Annotated in this window: 12 protein-coding genes and 7 tRNA genes; 12 read left to right on the top strand and 7 right to left on the bottom strand. The window is 68.2% G+C overall.

The window, feature by feature from the left end; genetic code table 11:
- Positions 1 to 98: 98 nt before the first annotated feature.
- On the bottom strand, positions 99 to 1,742 hold the full coding sequence (locus FXO19_RS05910; protein WP_149194212.1) for a M48 family metalloprotease: 1,644 nt from the start codon (positions 1,740 to 1,742) through the stop codon (positions 99 to 101).
- A 197-nt stretch (positions 1,743 to 1,939) separates the two neighbouring features.
- Between FXO19_RS05910 and grxC the strand changes: the two genes are divergently transcribed.
- The 3 genes from grxC to FXO19_RS05895 all read left to right on the top strand — a co-directional run bounded on the left by grxC (position 1,940) and on the right by FXO19_RS05895 (position 3,818).
- Positions 1,940 to 2,230 (top strand): glutaredoxin 3, encoded by a 291-nt coding sequence (gene grxC, locus FXO19_RS05905; RefSeq protein ID WP_149194134.1) that lies wholly within the window; start codon positions 1,940 to 1,942, stop codon positions 2,228 to 2,230.
- Positions 2,227 to 2,622, top strand: a complete 396-nt coding sequence (locus tag FXO19_RS05900) for a carboxymuconolactone decarboxylase family protein (protein WP_149194133.1) — start codon at positions 2,227 to 2,229, stop codon at positions 2,620 to 2,622. Before grxC ends, FXO19_RS05900 begins: the two co-directional genes overlap by 4 nt.
- Positions 2,623 to 2,810: 188 nt before the next feature.
- Positions 2,811 to 3,818 carry an isocitrate dehydrogenase gene (locus FXO19_RS05895; protein WP_149194132.1) on the top strand — a complete coding sequence of 336 codons (1,008 nt, stop codon included), beginning with the start codon at positions 2,811 to 2,813 and terminating at the stop codon, positions 3,816 to 3,818.
- A 203-nt stretch (positions 3,819 to 4,021) separates the two neighbouring features.
- Here FXO19_RS05895 and FXO19_RS05890 read toward each other — a convergent pair.
- From FXO19_RS05890 to FXO19_RS05870, 5 genes are all read right to left on the bottom strand, one after another.
- Positions 4,022 to 4,107, bottom strand: a tRNA-Leu gene (locus FXO19_RS05890).
- Between the two features lie 165 nt (positions 4,108 to 4,272).
- Positions 4,273 to 4,348, bottom strand: a tRNA-Lys gene (locus tag FXO19_RS05885).
- 71 nt (positions 4,349 to 4,419) lie between these two features.
- Positions 4,420 to 4,496: transfer RNA gene (locus tag FXO19_RS05880), tRNA-His, on the bottom strand.
- Between the two features lie 157 nt (positions 4,497 to 4,653).
- Positions 4,654 to 4,730, bottom strand: a tRNA-Arg gene (locus FXO19_RS05875).
- Positions 4,731 to 4,760: 30 nt separating this feature from the next.
- Positions 4,761 to 4,837: transfer RNA gene (locus tag FXO19_RS05870), tRNA-Pro, on the bottom strand.
- Between the two features lie 177 nt (positions 4,838 to 5,014).
- Here FXO19_RS05870 and FXO19_RS05865 point away from each other — a divergent pair.
- A complete protein-coding gene (locus FXO19_RS05865; RefSeq protein ID WP_149194131.1) occupies positions 5,015 to 5,773 on the top strand; it encodes a Bax inhibitor-1/YccA family protein in 759 nt (252 codons plus the stop codon).
- 273 nt (positions 5,774 to 6,046) lie between these two features.
- Here FXO19_RS05865 and FXO19_RS05860 read toward each other — a convergent pair whose 3' ends face one another.
- On the bottom strand, positions 6,047 to 7,450 hold the full coding sequence (locus FXO19_RS05860) for a Na+/H+ antiporter NhaC family protein (protein ID WP_149194130.1): 1,404 nt from the start codon (positions 7,448 to 7,450) through the stop codon (positions 6,047 to 6,049).
- 444 nt (positions 7,451 to 7,894) lie between these two features.
- Here FXO19_RS05860 and tig point away from each other — a divergent pair, with 444 nt between their 5' ends.
- The 8 genes from tig to FXO19_RS05820 all read left to right on the top strand — a co-directional run bounded on the left by tig (position 7,895) and on the right by FXO19_RS05820 (position 17,553).
- The gene (gene tig / locus FXO19_RS05855) at positions 7,895 to 9,190 is read left to right on the top strand and encodes a trigger factor (RefSeq protein WP_149194129.1); all 1,296 of its coding nucleotides are present in this window, start codon (positions 7,895 to 7,897) and stop codon (positions 9,188 to 9,190) included.
- A 67-nt stretch (positions 9,191 to 9,257) separates the two neighbouring features.
- On the top strand, positions 9,258 to 9,884 hold the full coding sequence (clpP, locus tag FXO19_RS05850) for an ATP-dependent Clp endopeptidase proteolytic subunit ClpP (RefSeq protein ID WP_149194128.1): 627 nt from the start codon (positions 9,258 to 9,260) through the stop codon (positions 9,882 to 9,884).
- 198 nt (positions 9,885 to 10,082) lie between these two features.
- Positions 10,083 to 11,369: an ATP-dependent Clp protease ATP-binding subunit ClpX gene (gene clpX, locus FXO19_RS05845; RefSeq protein ID WP_149194127.1), complete on the top strand. Its 1,287-nt coding sequence runs from the start codon at positions 10,083 to 10,085 to the stop codon at positions 11,367 to 11,369.
- A gap of 312 nt (positions 11,370 to 11,681) precedes the next feature.
- Positions 11,682 to 14,105 carry an endopeptidase La gene (gene lon, locus FXO19_RS05840; protein ID WP_149194126.1) on the top strand — a complete coding sequence of 808 codons (2,424 nt, stop codon included), beginning with the start codon at positions 11,682 to 11,684 and terminating at the stop codon, positions 14,103 to 14,105.
- Between the two features lie 206 nt (positions 14,106 to 14,311).
- Complete coding sequence (locus FXO19_RS05835) at positions 14,312 to 14,584, top strand: HU family DNA-binding protein (RefSeq protein ID WP_149194125.1); 273 nt, start codon at positions 14,312 to 14,314, stop codon at positions 14,582 to 14,584.
- A 12-nt stretch (positions 14,585 to 14,596) separates the two neighbouring features.
- Positions 14,597 to 14,671, top strand: a tRNA-Val gene (locus FXO19_RS05830).
- Positions 14,672 to 14,696: 25 nt separating this feature from the next.
- A tRNA-Asp gene (locus tag FXO19_RS05825) sits at positions 14,697 to 14,773 on the top strand.
- An 800-nt stretch (positions 14,774 to 15,573) separates the two neighbouring features.
- A complete protein-coding gene (locus FXO19_RS05820) occupies positions 15,574 to 17,553 on the top strand; it encodes a peptidyl-prolyl cis-trans isomerase (RefSeq protein WP_149194124.1) in 1,980 nt (659 codons plus the stop codon).
- Positions 17,554 to 17,582 lie beyond the last annotated feature (29 nt).

Here is a 17,582-nt window from a genome sequence, read left to right as displayed (position 1 = left end):
CATCGGCGATTCGGCGAACGATCGGCGATCGCGACTTCCGCCGCTCCACCAGGGCAGTTGCCGGGAATGCGGGAATGGAGCCCCCCGCTCTGCAGCGGTCACCGCCGCCGCAGATCCTCGTCGCGAACGCCCTGGCGGCGCAGCTCCAGCACCGTCGGGGTGATCGCGGCGATGCGCGCGTCGATCCGGGCGCGGGCGTAGTAGTCGAGGTCGTCGCGCTTCTTCAGGGTATTGAGCTGGACCAGGGCCTGTTCCGCGCGGCCGCTGAGGAAGGCGGCCTCGGCGTAGGCCTCGCCGGCACGCACCGGATCGCCGGCGATCTCGCTGATGCGGGCAAACGTGCGCTGGAACAACGGGTCATCGGCGGCGGGGCGCAGCAGCGGACGCAGCAGTTCCTGGGCACGACGCCCGGCCTCCGGCGTGTTGCGCTCGGCCAGCACGCCGGCGTAGGTGAGTGCGACCGCGCGGTGTTCGGGCATGCGTTGCAGCAGCGCTTCGAAACGGGCGTCGGCCTCGGCGTTGCGGCCGGATCGCGCCTCGGCCTCTGCCAGGCCGAGGGTCAGCCAGACATCGCCCGGATAGTCCTGCAGCAGCGCCGCGAACTGGCTGGCCGCCGCGGCACCCTCGCCGGCGCGCAACCGCGCCAGCGCCAGCCCGTAGCGCTTGGCGTCGTCGAAGTCGCCGGCGCTGCGCATGCGCTCGTACTCGCGGATGGCGGCGCCGGTGGTGTTGGCGCTGAGCACCCGCATGCGCTCGCGCGCCCAGCCGAATTCGGTGCTGTCGCCGTAGCCGAGGCCCGCGGCCGAGACCCGCAGCGAACCGGGCAGCAGCGGATTGAAGGTGCCGGCGGGAGCCACGGCCGCGCCGCCCGGCACGGCGATCCGCTCGGTGCGGATCGCCTCCGGGGTCGAGGTGGTCGCCAGCACGCTGGCGCCGCTGTCGCGCAGCTGTTCGGCGCGTTGTCGCGCCTCGCTGATGCGGGTGGTGGTGACCGGGTGGGTCCGCAGGTAGTCCGGGGCCCGTTCGCGCTCTCCGCCCTGGTTGGTGCGCGAGGCGGCCTGCATGCGTTCGAACATGTCGGCCATGCCGTCGACGTCGAAGCCGCTGCGCGCGAGCGTGCGCATGCCGAGACGGTCGGCCTCCGACTCGTTGGAGCGCGTGTAGTCGATCTGGCGCTGGATCGCCAGGCCCTGCGCCGAGGCGATCGCCGCCATCGCCGCATTGCCGGACGAACTGCTGTCACTGCTGGACGCCACCGCGATCGCGCCCAGCATCGCCAGCAGGATCGGGATGCTGTCGCGCTGCGCGCGCTCTGCGCCGCGCAGCACGTGGTTCTGGGTGACATGGGCGATTTCGTGCGACAGCACCGCGGCCACCTCGTCCTCGGTCTCGGCGGTCAGCACCAGGCCGACGTTGAGCCCGATATAGCCGCCGAGCGTGGCGAACGCATTGATGCTGCGGTCGTTCATCATGAAGAAGGTGAAGGACTGCCGCGGCTGATCGCTGGAGGCCGCCAGCCGGGTGCCGGTCGTGCGCAGCCACTGATCGACCAGTGGATCCTCGAGCACCATGTCGTAGTGCCGCAACTGCGCCAGCAGCATCTGTCCGTACTCGCTCTGCTGCGACGGACTGAGGACGGTGCCGGCGGACGAGCCGATATCGGGCAGCCGGCTGTCCTGCGCCGTGGCATGGCTGCCGGCGACGGCAAGGCAGAGGGCGGCGGCAAACAGGAACGTGCGCATCGCGATTCGCGGCAGGGCGGGCAGGCGCAGCATGCCGGGCACGGACGCGGGCGGCGTGAATCCGGCGTTAATCGTCATCGATCCTCGTCATCGACGCACGCGTGCGTCGCTGTGTTGCGGTGGCGGACTGGAAATGCCGCCGGGGCGGACCCACACTCTAGGACAATCGCCAACGTGACAAGTTTCCGGAGCTCCGCTTGAACGCCCCCACAGATCGGGCCGATGCGCCCGAAATCATTCTCTATACCAGCGCCGTGTGCGGCTATTGCGTGGCCGCGAAGAACTTCCTGAAGAGCCGCGGGCTGCAATGGACGGAAATCAGGGTCGACCTCGACGCGCAGGCGCGCGAGCGCATGGTGGCGCAGGCCCGGCGCACCAGCGTGCCGCAGATCTTCATCGGCGAGACCCACGTCGGCGGCTACGACGACCTGGTGGCATTGCACCGTTCCGGCCGGCTGGAGCCCTTGCTGACCGGCGACCGCGCATGAGCGCTAGCGACGCCGAGGACGACCGCATCCGCGCGTTCACCGCGTTCCGCCAGCGCATGAACGAACGCATCCTGGCCGAGCCGAACCAGGTGGTGCGGAGGTTCTTCGCGCTCGATACCCAGGCCTACCAGGACGGCGCGCTCGACGTGAAGACCAAGGAGTTGCTGGGCCTGGTCGCCTCGCTGGTGCTGCGCTGCGACGATTGCATCAGCTATCACGTTGCCCAGTGCCGCGAGGCCGGGGTGGGGCGCGACGAGATGTTCGAGGCGTTCTCGGTCGGCCTGGTCGTCGGCGGGTCGATCGTGATCCCGCATCTGCGCCGCGCGGTCGACTTCCTCGACCGGCTGGAGCAGGACGGGGCGCCGGTGCCGGCGCAGCACGACCACGGCTGATTTTCCGTCTTCGGCGGAGCGGGTTCACCGGGATGAAGGCCGCCGAACGGCGCGCTTTCGCCGGGCATCTTCGGCCGCCACGCGGCATCCTGTCCTGCAGGACAAGGCCGCTTCCGGCATAATCGCGCATCCCTTTCGACCCGGCGTCGCGCTCGTGCGCGGCGTCTTTCTGCACGGAAAACCCCCACATGACCCAGACGATCACGGTCATCCGCGGCGACGGCATCGGCCCGGAGATCATGGATGCGACCCTGCACGTGCTCGACAGCATGCAGCTCGGCCTGCGCTACGAGGACGCCGACGCCGGCCTGATGGCGCTGGAGAAGCACGGCGAACTGCTGCCGGCGGCAACCCTGGAGTCGATCCGCAGGAACGGCATCGCGCTCAAGAGCCCGTTGACCACGCCGGTGGGCGAGGGCTTCAGCTCGATCAACGTGGCGCTGCGCCGGCACTTCGACCTGTACGCCAACGTGCGCCCCGCGAAGTCGTTCCCGAACACCAAGTCGCGGTTTCCCGACGGCATCGACCTGATCACCGTGCGCGAGAACACCGAGGGCGCCTACATCGGCGAGGGTCAGTCGATCACCGAGGACGGCGAAACCGCCACCCTGATGCAGAAGGTCACCCGCAAGGGCTCCGAGCGCATCGTCCGCTACGCCTTCGACCTGGCGCGCCGCGTCGGTCGCAAGAAGATCACCGTGGTGCACAAGGCCAACATCCTCAAGACCACCTCGGGCCTGTTCCTGAAGGTGGCGCGCGAGGTGGCGGCGCAGTACCCGGAAATCGAGTGCAACGAGATGATCGTCGACAACACCTGCATGCAGCTGGTGATGCGGCCCGAGCAGTTCGACGTGATCGTCACCACCAACCTGTTCGGCGACATCATCTCCGACTTGTGCGCCGGCCTGGTCGGCGGCCTGGGGCTGGCCCCCGGCGCCAACATCGGCGTGGACGCGGCGATCTTCGAGGCGGTGCACGGCACCGCGCCGGACATCGCCGGCCAGGGCCTGGCGAACCCGTGCGCGCTGATCCTGGGCGCGGGGCAGATGCTGGACCATCTGGGCAGGCCGGACGAGGCGACGCGCCTGCGCAAGGCGGTCGTCGCCACGCTGGAGGCGAAGGATGCGCTGACGCCGGACCTGGGCGGCAGCGGCAACACGATGTCGTTCGCGAAGGCGATCGCCGGCCGGCTCTGAGGAGACCGGTACCGACCGGTGCGTGCGTCAGAGGGGCGCACGTAGAGCCGGGCTTGCTCGGCGATCCGGAGCCCGGAGCAGCGGAGCAGGCTCCGCTCGACGGCGAAGACGTTCACTCGAAGTCGGTGGGTGCCATGGCGCCCGCCGCCGACCAGGGCCGGTGCTGGCCTGGGCCGCGGTTCGGTTTGCTGCCTTTTCGACATTGGTGCGAAAGCCGGGACTCGAACCCGGACGGGGGTTACCCGCTGGAACCTAAATCCAGTGCGTCTACCAATTCCGCCACTTTCGCATTGTCCGCCGGTTCATTCTACAAGCGGCGTGTCCCCAGGGCGTGTGCCATCCCCCGGGCTCCGCAGCGCGCTGGCATCGCGCGCATGGCGCGCTTCCACGGACGTTCCCGGTGGGCTGTCCGGCAACGAAAAACGCCCGGCTTGCCGGGCGTCCGTCGCGGAACTGGTGGGCCGTCAAGGATTCGAACCTTGGACCTACTGATTAAGAGTCAGCTGCTCTACCAACTGAGCTAACGGCCCGGGAAATCGGCCGCGTAGTGTAGCAAAACTACGCGTGCTGGCAATCGGTGGAAGTCGATCGCCCTGAAAAATGGGGTGGACGAGGGGACTCGAACCCCCGACATCCGGAATCACAATCCGGGACTCTAACCAACTGAGCTACGTCCACCATTTAAAACTTGCGCGAGACGCCCGACCAGGGCTTCTCGCTTGGCATCCTGCCTCGGCCCGCATTCAAAAGCGAACACGGGTTATTTCCTGCCACCGCGCGTGGGGACGCGTTCGTCGTCGCCGCCACGTTTCGCCGCACCTGGCCCGGCCCGACCTGGCGCGCCCGGCAGGACTCGAACCTGCAACCACCGGCTTAGAAGGCCGGTGCTCTATCCGGTTGAGCTACGGGCGCCCGGCCGGAATTGTCGCACTATCGCCGGACTGGTCGGGGTAGAGGGATTCGAACCCCCGACATCCTGCTCCCAAAGCAGGCGCGCTACCAGACTGCGCTATACCCCGCCGACGTCGAACGGTCCGTTTCCTTCCGTGCCGAGGCCGGAGGGCCGTTCATTGTCCGGAGCGCCCGTGCCGCTGTCAACGAACTCGCGCCCGCCGGCGCAGGCCGGTCGCGGGACAGTTCAGGCGCGCCGTTCGCGTGTATCCTTCCGCCAATCGCCATATCTCGGGGGTATCCCAATGCGCAGCGGCAATCCGGCACTCAAGGAATCGACCTTCCTGGACCTCGGCAGCGGTACCGTCGTCTCCCGTCCCGGCGAGGTGATGACCATCAACGGGACCGTCAACAAGACCGGTGTCCTGTTGTTGCTGACCGTGCTCACCGCGGCCTTCGCCTGGAGCCAGGCGCTGACCCCGTCGGGTGAGCTGGCGCCCGGCTTCGGCCTGTATGTCTGGGGCGGCGCCATCGGCGGTCTGGTGATCGCCCTGGTCACGATCTTCAAGAAGCAATGGGCGCCGGTGACCGCGCCGCTGTACGCGCTGGTGGAGGGGTTCTTCCTCGGCGCGATCTCGGCGATGTACAACCACCTGTACGAAGGCATCGTGATGCAGGCGGTGATGCTGACCTTCGGCACCCTGTTCGCGCTGCTGTTCGCCTACCGCAGCGGGCTGATCAAGGCCACCGAGAACTTCAAGCTCGGCGTGGTCGCGGCCACCGGCGGCATCTTCCTGGTCTACATGGCGACCATCGTCCTGCGCATGTTCGGCATCGACATGCCGATGATCCACGACAACGGCATCATCGGGATCGGCTTCAGCCTGTTCGTGATCGTGATCGCGGCGCTCAACCTGGTGCTGGATTTCGACTTCATCGAGACCGGCGCCGAGCAGGGCGCACCGAAGTACATGGAGTGGTACGGCGCTTTCGGCCTGATCGTCACCCTGGTCTGGCTGTATATCGAATTCCTGCGCCTGCTGGCGAAACTGCAGTCGCGCTGATCCGGTTCCGATCGGTGCAGAAAGGGCGCTTCGGCGCCCTTTTTTCTCCTAAATGCGGGATCATCGCGACCAGGCCGAACGGCCTGTGCGCGGGCTCCGGAAACAGCGTCGTCCCGACCGGGGCATGCTCCCCGGCTCGGTCAGCCATCCATGGCTGACTCGCCGCCGCAGGCCATCCATGGCCTGCTATCCGCATACCCCGGCCGGGACGACGCGTCGGCGATTCATTGCTGCGGCTTCTACCAGCCGGCAATCGAAGCGCCGATGTCCACGTCAGACCGAGCCGCGTCCCGGCGGCCCGCGCTGGCGCGTGGCGGATTCCGCCGTGCTGGAGGCGGTGTCGAAATCAGCCGGCGTGATTCGACCCGGGTCCGTCGGTGGCGTCGCTCGCGCCGGCCACAGCATGAATCCCACCGCGACCGCGCCGAGGATCCAGCTGTAGTGGATGCGGCCCGCGAGCTGCAGCGGCGACAGCGCCGCCAAGGACGCGGCCAGCAGGATCTGTGCCCCGTAGGGCAGCACGCCCTGCACCACGCAGGCGAAGATATCGAGCAGGCTGGCGGCGCGCCGCGGCGTCACCGCGTGTCGCTCGGCGATCTCCTTGGCCACCGGTCCGCTGACCAGGATGGCCACGGTGTTGTTGGCGGTGAAGGCGTCCGAACCGGCCGCGAGCGCGGCGATGCCGAACTCGCCGGCACGCCTGCCGCGGCGCCCGCCGGCCATGCGCGCGATCTGCCGCGCGATCCAGTCCAGTCCGCCCAGCGCCTGGGTCAGCGCCGCCAGTCCGCCGATCAGCAGCGACAGCAGCACGATCTCGACCATGCTCTCGTAGCCGAGATAGGCGTCGCCGGCGAAGCGCGGCAGGTCGTAGTCCGGTGTCAGCGCGAAACCGAAGGCCGCGGCGATCACGATGCCGATCCCCAGCACCAGCACCACGTTGACGCCGGCCACGGCCAGCGCCAGGACCAGTAGGTAGGGCAGCGCCAGCCAGGGCGATGCCGAGGTCGAGGTCTGCACCGGCGCGCTGTCGCCGAGCACTGCCAGCAGGACCACGGTCGCCAGCGCTGCCGGCAGCGCGAAGCGCACGTTCTCGCGGAACTTGTCGCGCATGCTCACGCCCTGGCTGCGGGTCGCGGCGATGGTGGTGTCGGAGATGATCGACAGGTTGTCGCCGAACATCGCGCCGCCGACCACCGCCCCGACCACCAGCGCGCGGTCCATGCCGGCGGCTTCGGCGACCCCGAGCGCGATCGGGGTCACCGCCGCGATCGTGCCCATCGAGGTGCCGACCGCCAGCGCCACGAAGCCGGCCACCAGGAACAGGCCCGGCAGGATCAGCGTCGCCGGCAACACGCCCAGGCCCAGCGAAACCACGGCATCGACCGCGCCGATCTGCCGCGATACCGTCGCGAACGCGCCCGCCAGCAGGAACACCAGGCACATCAGCACCACGTTGGGATGGCCCATGCCGGCCAGCAGCGTGTCCAGCGCGGGCACGCCCCGGCGCCACGCCAGCCACGCCGCCAGCGCCAGCGCCGGCAGGATCGCCACCGGCGCCCGCAGCTGGTAGAAGCCCATGTCCACGCCCTGCGCGGTGTAGTACACGCCGGCGCCCAGAAACAGCGCCAGGAACAACAGCAGGGGCATCAGCGCGACGGCGCTGGCACGATCAGGCATGAGTCACCGCAGGCTGGGAAGGTCGGGAGCGATTCTGCGGCCTGGCCGCATCGGCGTCAGCCTCCGATGCAGGACAGGGGGGCGAGGCAGCCGGGACGCCGCACCCCGGCGGAGCGTCGTCACAGTCCAGGCGCGGACCGACATAGTCCGCCACCGCATCGGGAGCCGCGGCGCGAAAGATTCCAGGTCGGCGGGCAGGCGGTGCGCGCCCGGCGCAGGTCGCGGCTTCCCTGCGCCGGCGGCCGGGTCCTGTCGTCCAGCCTGAACCGTGGAAGCCCCCGTCGATCCCGGCGCCGGCCGCCGCCACTGTGGCGGCGGCTCCGCGAATCCGCCACAATATCCAGTTCCGCCGGACCCCATGGCTGCCTGGCCGCCCGGGGAACTGCGGTTCGACATCCCTACAAGACGACACCCCCGGCCGAGGCCGTGGTGGCAGGAGTGGTTATGCAAGTTTCGGTCGAATCCGTGGGCGCGCTCGAGCGCCGGATGACGTTCCAGCTTCCGGCCGAGCGCCTGGAGACCGGCGTCGGTGGACGCCTGCGCGAGATCGCGCGCACCGCCCGGATCAAGGGCTTCCGCCCCGGCAAGGTGCCGGCGAAGGTGATCGAGCAGCGCTACGGCGAGCAGGTCCGCGCCGAGGTCCTCGACCGCCTGCTGCGCGAAGGCTTCGACGAGGCCGTGCGCGAGAACGCGCTGCGCCTGGCCGGCGCGCCGCGGATCGAACCCAGCCAGGGCGACGACGACCTGGCCTACGTCGCCACCTTCGAGGTGGTGCCGGACTTCGGCGAGATCGACGTCTCCAAGCTGACCGTGGTCCGCCATACCGCGGAGGTGACCGACGAGGACATCGACCGCATGATCGAGAACCTGCGCCTGCAGCGCCGCACCTGGAGCGCGGTCACGCGCCCGGCGCAGGAAGGCGACGCGCTCGACATCGAGACCTGGTCACAGATCGGCGACGAGCGCCTGCCGGCCGAGGGCGCCGAGAAGGGCACCCCGGTGCTCGGCAGCGGCTCGATGCTGCCGGCGCTGGAAGCCGCGCTCGTCGGCATGCAGGCGGACGAGGAAAAGACCGTCGAGGTCGAGTTCCCAGCCAACTGGCGGGTGCCGCAGCTGGCGGGCAAGCAGGCCCAGGTGCACATCAAGGTCGAGCGCGTGTCCGAGCCGGTGCTGCCGGAGGTGGACGCGGCCTTCATCAAGAGCTTCGGCGTGAAGAGCGGCGAGCCGGAACAGTTCCGCAGCGAGATCCGCACCAACCTCGAACGCGAGCTCAAGGGCGCGCTGATGAACCGGCTGCGGCGCGAGGTCGGCGAGCAGCTGGTGGCGACCTGGTCCAGCGTCGAGCTGCCGCCGCGTCTGGTGGAGAACGAGGCCAAGGCGATGACCCAGCAGGCGGTCGAGCAGTCGCGCCGCCAGGGCCGCAAGGTGGAACTGCCCGCCGACGCCCACCAGCAGTTCATGGAGCCGGCGCGCAAGCGGGTCCTGGTCGGTCTGCTGGTCGGCGAGATCGCACGCGCGCACAAACTGCAGCTCGATCCGAAGCGGCTGAACGAGACCCTGCGCCTGATCGCCTCGACCTACGAGGAGCCGGACCAGGTCATTGAGTTGTACCGCAACGATCCCCAGTTGATGTCGGGACTGCAGAACCGGGTGATGGAGGAACAGGTGATCGACTGGATCGCCGAACGCGCCCAGCACACCGAGAAGCAGCTCAGCTTCCAGGAAGCGATCGCGCCGTAGGGTGGGCCTCGGCCCACCACTTCTTTTTCCGGTGGGCCAAGGCCCACCCTGTTACCGCCGGATACCCATGAACATCCAGACCAAAGCCCTCAACCTCGTGCCGATGGTGGTCGAACAGACCAGCCGCGGCGAGCGCGCCTACGACATCTACTCGCGGCTGCTGAAGGAGCGGGTGATCTTCCTGGTCGGCGGGATCGACGACCACGTCGCCAACGTGATCATCGCCCAGCTGCTGTTCCTCGAGGCCGAGAACCCCGAGAAGGACATCAACCTGTACATCAACTCGCCGGGCGGCGTGGTCACCGCCGGCATGGCGATCTACGACACCATGCAGTTCATCAAGCCCGACGTGAGCACCATCTGCGTCGGCCAGGCGGCGAGCATGGGCGCGCTGCTGCTGGCGGCCGGCGCCAAGGGCAAGCGCTACGCGCTGCCCAATTCGCGGATGATGATCCACCAGCCGCTGGGCGGCTTCCAGGGCCAGGCCACCGACATCGACATCCACGCGCGCGAGATCCTGGCGCTGCGCCAGCGCCTGAACGAAATCCTCTCCAGCCACACCGGCCAGAGCCTGGACACCATCGCCACGGACACCGAGCGCGACAACTTCAAGAGCTCCGAGGCGGCGCGCGAGTACGGACTGGTCGATGAGGTCCTGGAGCGGCGCCCGGAAGAGTCGATCCAGCCGGCTTGACCCGCGTCCGCACGGCAACGGCGCGACAGGCGCCATCCCGGCACCGCGAGCCTGTCATCGGGCACCGCGGGGGCCGCGTAACCCCTTGCTGGTACGAGGGTTTCCGCGCCTTGATCGGGCGCTGGCGCGGCGCCATCCCTATGCTATTCTCGAACCGAATCCCGTCTCCGGCGGGCGGCACCACCTGGTAACCGACGCATGAGCAAAGATTCACAGGGCCGTTCCGGCGACAGCAACAAGATCCTGTACTGCTCTTTCTGCGGAAAGAGCCAGCACGAGGTGCGCAAGCTGATCGCCGGTCCAAGCGTGTTCATCTGCGATGAATGCGTCGAGCTGTGCAACGACATCATCCGCGAGGAACTCGAGGAGAAGGCACAGTCGGCACGCAGTTCGCTGCCCAAGCCCAAGGAGATCCTCGAGGTCCTCGAGCAGTACGTGATCGGCCAGCAGCGCGCCAAGCGCACGCTGGCGGTGGCCGTGTACAACCACTACAAGCGCATCGAGAGCCGGCAGAAGAGCGACGACATCGAGCTGGCCAAATCCAACATCCTGCTGGTCGGCCCGACCGGATCGGGCAAGACGCTGCTGGCCGAGACACTGGCGCGGCTGCTCAACGTGCCGTTCACCATCGCCGACGCGACCACGCTGACCGAGGCGGGCTACGTCGGCGAGGACGTCGAGAACATCATCCAGAAGCTGCTGCAGAAGTGCGACTACGACGTCGAGAAGGCGCAGCAGGGCATCGTCTACATCGACGAGATCGACAAGATCTCGCGCAAATCCGAGAACCCGTCGATCACCCGCGACGTGTCCGGCGAGGGCGTGCAGCAGGCGCTGCTCAAGCTGATCGAGGGCACCATGGCCAGCGTGCCGCCGCAGGGCGGGCGCAAGCATCCGCAGCAGGAGTTCCTGCAGGTCGACACCGGCAACATCCTGTTCATCGTCGGCGGCGCGTTCGCCGGGCTGGAAAAGATCATCCAGCAGCGCAGCACCGAGGCCGGCGGCATCGGCTTCGGCGCCAAGCTCAAGAGCAGCGAGCGCAAGACCGAGACCGGCAAGGTGCTGGCCGACGTCGAGCCCGAGGACCTGATCAAGTTCGGCCTGATCCCCGAGTTCGTCGGCCGCCTGCCGGTGGTCGCCACGCTCGAGGAACTGGACGAGGCGGCGCTGATCAAGATCCTCACCGAGCCGAAAAACGCGATCAGCAAGCAGTTCCGCAAGCTGTTCGAGATGGAAGGCGTGGAGCTGGAATTCCGCGAGGACGCGCTGGCGGCGATCGCGCGCAAGGCGATCAAGCGCAAGACCGGCGCCCGCGGCCTGCGCACCATCGTCGAGTCGGTGCTGCTGGACACCATGTACGAGCTGCCGTCGCTGGAGAACGTCAGCAAGGTGGTGGTCGACGAGTCGGTGATCGAGCACAAGTCCGAGCCGTACCTGATCTACCAGACGCCACCGGCCCCGGCCAAGGTCGCGTCCGGAGAGTGACCGGCATCGCGGACGGCACTGCCGTCCGTCAGGCCGCCAGCGCCGGCGGTCGCCGTGTCAGTGGGGCCGCCAGACACCGGCTGCCGGCCCGCATGCGCAGCTCGCGCCTGAATGCACGCTTCGCGGTGCATCGCCTTTCTTCGCGCCTGGTCGACGTATCGGGCCTAAGTCGCTGATTCCGTGCGCCGCTGCAGCGCGGCGCCATCCGCGGCACGCTGCGTCCGCTTGCAACGCCCGCACGATAACCCCATAAGAGAGGCGAGCCGGCACCATCCTGCCGGCCCGTCTGATCCTACGTTTTCCGGAGCCACGATGACCCGTTCGACCGCAATCGAAACCCTCGACCTGCCGGTGCTGCCGCTACGCGACGTCGTGGTGTTTCCGCACATGGTGATTCCGCTGTTCGTCGGCCGCGAGAAGTCGATCCGCGCCCTCGACCTGGCGATGGAGTCGGACAAGCGCATCCTGCTGGTCGCCCAGAAATCGGCCGAGACCGACGATCCCGGCGCCGGTGAGCTTTACGAGGTCGGCACGCTCGCCCAGGTGCTGCAACTGCTCAAGCTGCCGGACGGCACCATCAAGGTGCTGGTGGAAGGCGTGTCGCGCGTGCGCGTCGACGGCATCGTCGAGCGCGACGGCACCCTGGCCGGCCAGGGCACGGTGATCGAGTCGTCCGAAGGCCGCGACACCCGCGAGATCGAGGCGGTCGCGCGTTCGCTGATGGGACTGTTCGAGCAGTACGTCAAGACCAGCCGCAAGCTGCCGCCGGAACTGCTGCAGACGCTGGCCGGCATCGACGAGCCCGGCCGCCTGGCCGACACCATCGCCGCCCACCTGGGCGTACGCCTGGCCGACAAGCAGCGCCTGCTGGAGACCATCGAGACCGGCGACCGCCTGGAGCTGCTGGTCGGCTTCGTCGACGGCGAGATCGACGTGCAGCAGATGGAGAAGCGCATCCGCGGCCGGGTGAAGTCGCAGATGGAGAAGTCGCAGCGCGAGTACTACCTCAACGAGCAGATGAAGGCGATCCAGAAGGAGCTGGGCGAGATCGACGAGGCGCCCAACGACCTCGAGGAGATCGCGCGCAAGATCGCCGAGGCCGGCATGCCCAAGCCGGTCGAGACCAAGGCCAAGAACGAATTCAACAAGCTCAAGCAGATGTCGCCGATGTCGGCCGAGGCCGCGGTGGTGCGCAACTATCTCGAGTGGCTGCTCGGCGTGCCGTGGAAGAAGCGCAGCAAGGTGCGCAAGGACCTCAAGGCCGCGCAGGACGTGCTCGACGCCGACCATTACGGCCTGGAGAAGGTCAAGGACCGGATCCTCGAGTACCTGGCGGTGCAGACGCGCGTGAAGCAGATGAAGGGCGCGATCCTGTGCCTGGTCGGCCCGCCCGGCGTCGGCAAGACCTCGCTCGGCCAGTCGATCGCCCGGGCCACCAACCGCAAGTTCGTGCGCATGTCGCTCGGCGGCGTGCGCGACGAGGCCGAGATCCGCGGCCACCGCCGCACCTACGTCGGTTCGATGCCGGGCCGGATCGTGCAGAACCTCAACAAGGCCGGCAGCCGCAACCCGCTGTTCATGCTCGACGAGATCGACAAGATGTCGATGGACTTCCGCGGCGATCCGTCCTCGGCGCTGCTGGAGGTGCTGGATCCGGAGCAGAACAACGCCTTCAACGACCACTACCTGGAGGTCGATCTCGACCTGTCCGAGGTGATGTTCATCGCCACCTCGAACTCGCTCAACATCCCCGGTCCGCTGCTCGATCGCATGGAGGTGATCCGGATCCCCGGCTACACCGAGGACGAGAAGCTCAACATCGCCACCCGCTACCTGATGGCCAAGCAGCTCAAGGCCAACGGTTTGAAGGGGGACGAGCTGAAGATCGGCGAGGGCGCGATCCGCGACATCGTGCGCTACTACACGCGCGAGTCCGGCGTGCGCAACCTCGAGCGCGAGATCGCCAAGATCTGCCGCAAGGTGGTCAAGGAGATCGCGTTGGCGGGCCCCCAGGCGAAGAAGGCCAAGGCGGTCAGCGTCACCTCCAGGAACCTGGACAAGTACCTCGGCGTGCGCCGCTACGACTTCGGCCGCGCCGAGCAAGACAACGAGATCGGCATGGTCACCGGCCTGGCCTGGACCGAGGTCGGCGGCGACCTGTTGCAGATCGAGGTCACCCAGATCCCCGGCAAGGGCAACCTGATCCTCACCGGCCAGCTCGGCGACGTGATGAAGGAGTCGGCGTCGGCCGCGCATTCGGTGGTCCGCGCCCGCAGCGAACAGCTCGGCATCGACATCGAAAGCCTGCAGAAGCACGACATCCACGTCCACGTCCCCGACGGCGCCACGCCCAAGGACGGTCCGAGCGCCGGCGCTGCCATGGCGACCGCGCTGGTGTCGATGCTGACCCGGATTCCGGTGCGCGCCGACGTGGCGATGACCGGCGAGATCACCCTGCGCGGGCGCGTCACCGCGATCGGCGGACTGAAGGAGAAGTTGCTGGCGGCGATGCGCGGCGGCATCCGCACCGTGATCATTCCCGAGGAGAACCGCAAGGATCTCGCCGATATTCCGAAGTCGGTCACCCAGCAGATCCGGATCGTGCCGGTGAAGTGGATCGACGAGGTGCTCGACCTGGCGCTCGAGCGGCCACTCGCGCCGCAGGCCAAGCAGGAACTCGAAGAGGTGATCGGCAAGGCGAGAAAGCCTTCGGCGCAGGCCGGCGTCAAGCATTGACAGCGGCTTCGCGGATACGGTAATCGCTTCAAAATCGGCGTGGTTATGCGACTTTTTGGTTGCGTGGGGTAGGGGCCACTGGTATAACGGACGCAAATCGCGACGCGCAGTTCCCGCTGCGCGTCGTTCTTCGAGTCGACCGGACGAGTCCCGTCATCCGATCGCCCTTTTATTCGCGGCTCGGGGCCGCATGGGAGTTACGAAAAATGAAGAAAAGCGACCTGAACGAGAAAGTTGCCGACAAGTGCGGCCTTTCCAAGGCTGATGCCACCGCCGCCGTCGATACCGTGTTCGATGCCATCGCCCAGGCGCTGGGCCAGGGCGACAGCGTCGCCATTGCCGGCTTCGGCAGTTTCGAAGTTCGCGAGCGCGCCGCCCGCACCGGGCGCAATCCGCGTACCGGCGAGGAGATCCAGATCCCCGCTGCAAAAAATCCTGCCTTCAAGGCTGGCAAGGCGTTGAAGGACGCTGTAAACTAATCGGCTCCGTTCGGGTGCTTAGCTCAGCGGTAGAGCGTCGCCCTTACAAGGCGAGGGTCGGGGGTTCGAAACCCTCAGCACCCACCACGCCAAGGTTGCAAAGGTTCAACGCGGAGCGGTAGTTCAGTTGGTTAGAATGCTGGCCTGTCACGCCGGAGGTCGCGGGTTCGAGTCCCGTCCGCTCCGCCAGATCCAGAAGAGGGCACCGGAAACGGTGCCCTCTTTTTTTGTGGCTGTTTGCTCGATTGAGGGGGGCCGAGCTTGGAGGATGTGAGGCTTCGGATGGACGCCGCGCCCTGACGGCCGGGAGATCGCTTTTCCCTCGGTCAGGGCCGCTCCGCGGTCCGGCCCGGCGCAGCGCGCCGGGCGTTCACGCGAACGCGCGGCAGTGCCGCGCAAGCAGTCCGCGCTCACCCTGCCCTGACTCGGGCGCGCGCCATCCATGGCGCGCTGCCGCGACTCCCCGGCCACCAGGCCGCGGCTTACGGGCACGTTGATATCGGATCTCCGGTACGCATGTCACCGGCAGGCATATCACCGGAGATACGATGCCAAAGCGTCGATCAGGCGGCGGCCGGTGGGCAGGGGAGTGCGGAGCAGCGGGCCATGGGTGAGTCCGGGCCGCTTGCGCGGCATTGCCGCGCGGCCCGGGCGAACGCCCGGCGCGCTGCGCCGGGCCGGCCCGACCCGCGCAGCGGATCGGGCCCACGCCCCGCATAAAGACAGGAGGTCGTCTGCGGGGCGGAGCACTCCCCTGCCCGCCGGACGTCGCCTTGCTGCCGAAGCACGGAATCCCAACGGCCAACCAAGGCGATGTCGTGGCAGACCGATAGGGCGTACGGATCCCGGAGAAGTATTTCTTTTTGTGCCCGCGCAAGTCGTCGCCGCAGAGCTGCCCCGGCCGGCTGGGGCGGATGCCGCCGCGCCGCTCCTGTGCGCCACCGGCAATCCGGTTAAACTGCGCGGCTACGTCCACGGCCAGTCCCACGATGCTGCAAGCCCTGAGAGACAAAATGACCGGCTGGATCGCGATCGTCATCGTGATCCTGCTGGCGATTCCGTTCGCCTTCTTCGGCATGGAACAGTATCTGTTCCAGAGCGGTCCCAACTATGCGGCCAAGGTGGAATCGCCGCCGTCGTGGTGGCGCGGCGCGCCGGACCTGTGGCCGGTCCGTAAGCTGTTCTGGGACGAGGAAGAAGTGAGCCCGGACGATTTCCGCACGGCGTTCGAGCAGGAGCGCCAGCAGCGCCGCCAGCAGCAGGGCGACGGGTTCGATGCACTCGCGTTCGAGACCCTGGAGTCGCGTCGCGAGGTGCTGGAGAGCCTGGTCGACCAGGCCGTGCTGCGCCTGGCCGCGCGCAACCGCGGCGTGGCCGTCGGCGACCTGCAGGTGCGCCAGCAGATCGAGCAGATTCCCGCGTTCCAGGTCGACGGTCGTTTCGATCCACAGCGCTACCAGCTCGCGCTGCAGTCGCAGGTGCCGGCACGCAGCCCGCAGCAGTTCCAGGAACTGATCCGCGAGAGCCTGCAGCAGTCGCTGATGCCGTCCCAGATCGCGCAGTCGGCGTTCGTCACGCCGACCGAGGTCGATCGTCTGCTGGTGCTGCTGGGCGAGCGCCGCGACGTGTCATTCGTGATGCTGCCGCCGCCCGAGCCCGATACCGGCCCAGTCAGCGACGACGAGATCCAGGCCTGGTATCAGGCGCACGCCGCCGACTATCGTGCGCCGGAGACGGTCGCGATCGAATACATCGAGATCGACGGCAGCCAGCTGCAGGTCGACGAGGAAGTCGACGAAGCCGCATTGCGCGAGCGCTACGAGCAGGAGCGTTCGCGTTTTGCGCAGGCCGAACAGCGCCTCGCCTCGCACATCCTGATCGAAGTGCCGGCGGATGCCGACGCCGCCGCGCAGCAGGCAGCGAAGGAACAGGCTGAGAAGCTGGCGGAACAGGCGCGGGCGGAAGGTGCCGACTTCGCGGCGCTGGCGCGCGAGCACTCCGACGACGTCGGCTCCAGCGACGCCGGCGGCGACCTGGGTTGGGTCGAGCCGGGGATGATGGTGGAGGCATTCGAGCAGGCCCTGTTCGCGATGGAGCCGGGCGAGGTTCGCGGGCCGGTCCGGACCGAGTTCGGCTGGCATGTGCTGCAGCTGCGTGAAGTGAAGGGCGGCGAGGAGACGCCGTTCGAGGAGGTCCGCGACCAGTTGGCGACGGAGCTCGCCGAAACCGAGCGCGAACGCGCCTTCAGTGAGCTGCTCGGCCGGGTGGTCGACCAGGCCTACCGCAGTCCGAATTCGCTCGAGCCAGCGGCTGCCGAAGGTGGCCTGACGGTGCGCACGGTCGGTCCCTTCGCGCGCGGCGAGGGCAGCGGAATCGCCGCCGAGCCGGCGATGCAGCGCGCGGCATTCAGCGAAAGCCTGATCGAGGACGGGACCGTCAGTGATCCGATCGAGATCGGGCCGAACCACAACGTACTGATCCGCGTGAGCAGCCACACGCCCGAGCGCGCCCTGCCGCTGGCGGAGGTGCGCGAGCGCGTGATCGAGGCGATCCGCACCGATCGCGCCGACAAGCGTGCGCAGGCCGACGCCGACGCCCTGGTGGCGGAGGTCGCGGCGGGTGCCGGGCTGGATGCCGTCGCCGCCAAGCGCGAATTGCCGGTGCAGGACGTGCCGGCGGTGCCGCGCGGCGCGCCGATCCCGCATCCGGACGCGGTCGAGGCCTACTTCGCCGCCGAGCCGCCCGAAGAAGGCAAGGCCACGGCCGGGAAGGTGGCGCTGGACGACGGCAGCATCGTGGTATTCGCGGTGACCGCGGTGACGCCGGGCGATCCGGAAGAGGCGAGCGCGCAGGAACGCGAGCTGCTGCAGCAGCAGCTGGCCACGCTATCCGGCAACGAGGCCGCCGCGGCCCTGCTGCGGGCGTTGCGCGCAGACATGAAGATCACCGTGGTCGAGGCGCAGCTCTGAGAGCGAGGAACGAGAAACGAGGAGTGAGA

The sequence above is a fragment of the Luteimonas suaedae genome, from assembly GCF_008312895.1.
In the GTDB taxonomy this organism is placed as follows: domain Bacteria; phylum Pseudomonadota; class Gammaproteobacteria; order Xanthomonadales; family Xanthomonadaceae; genus Luteimonas; species Luteimonas suaedae.
This window is presented reverse-complemented; position numbering and strand designations above follow the sequence as displayed.

What these genes read in the sequence shown, in the direction of transcription:
- tig (WP_149194129.1), top strand. Translation starts at nt 7,895, where the DNA reads ATGCAAGTTTCGGTCGAATCCGTGGGCGCGCTCGAGCGCCGGATGACG.
- clpP (WP_149194128.1), top strand. Translation starts at nt 9,258, where the DNA reads ATGAACATCCAGACCAAAGCCCTCAACCTCGTGCCGATGGTGGTCGAA.
- FXO19_RS05900 (WP_149194133.1), top strand. Translation starts at nt 2,227, where the DNA reads ATGAGCGCTAGCGACGCCGAGGACGACCGCATCCGCGCGTTCACCGCG.
- FXO19_RS05865 (WP_149194131.1), top strand. Translation starts at nt 5,015, where the DNA reads ATGCGCAGCGGCAATCCGGCACTCAAGGAATCGACCTTCCTGGACCTC.
- FXO19_RS05820 (WP_149194124.1), top strand. Translation starts at nt 15,574, where the DNA reads ATGCTGCAAGCCCTGAGAGACAAAATGACCGGCTGGATCGCGATCGTC.
- FXO19_RS05910 (WP_149194212.1), bottom strand. Translation starts at nt 1,742, where the DNA reads ATGCGCACGTTCCTGTTTGCCGCCGCCCTCTGCCTTGCCGTCGCCGGC.
- FXO19_RS05835 (WP_149194125.1), top strand. Translation starts at nt 14,312, where the DNA reads ATGAAGAAAAGCGACCTGAACGAGAAAGTTGCCGACAAGTGCGGCCTT.
- FXO19_RS05895 (WP_149194132.1), top strand. Translation starts at nt 2,811, where the DNA reads ATGACCCAGACGATCACGGTCATCCGCGGCGACGGCATCGGCCCGGAG.
- lon (WP_149194126.1), top strand. Translation starts at nt 11,682, where the DNA reads ATGACCCGTTCGACCGCAATCGAAACCCTCGACCTGCCGGTGCTGCCG.
- FXO19_RS05860 (WP_149194130.1), bottom strand. Translation starts at nt 7,450, where the DNA reads ATGCCTGATCGTGCCAGCGCCGTCGCGCTGATGCCCCTGCTGTTGTTC.
- clpX (WP_149194127.1), top strand. Translation starts at nt 10,083, where the DNA reads ATGAGCAAAGATTCACAGGGCCGTTCCGGCGACAGCAACAAGATCCTG.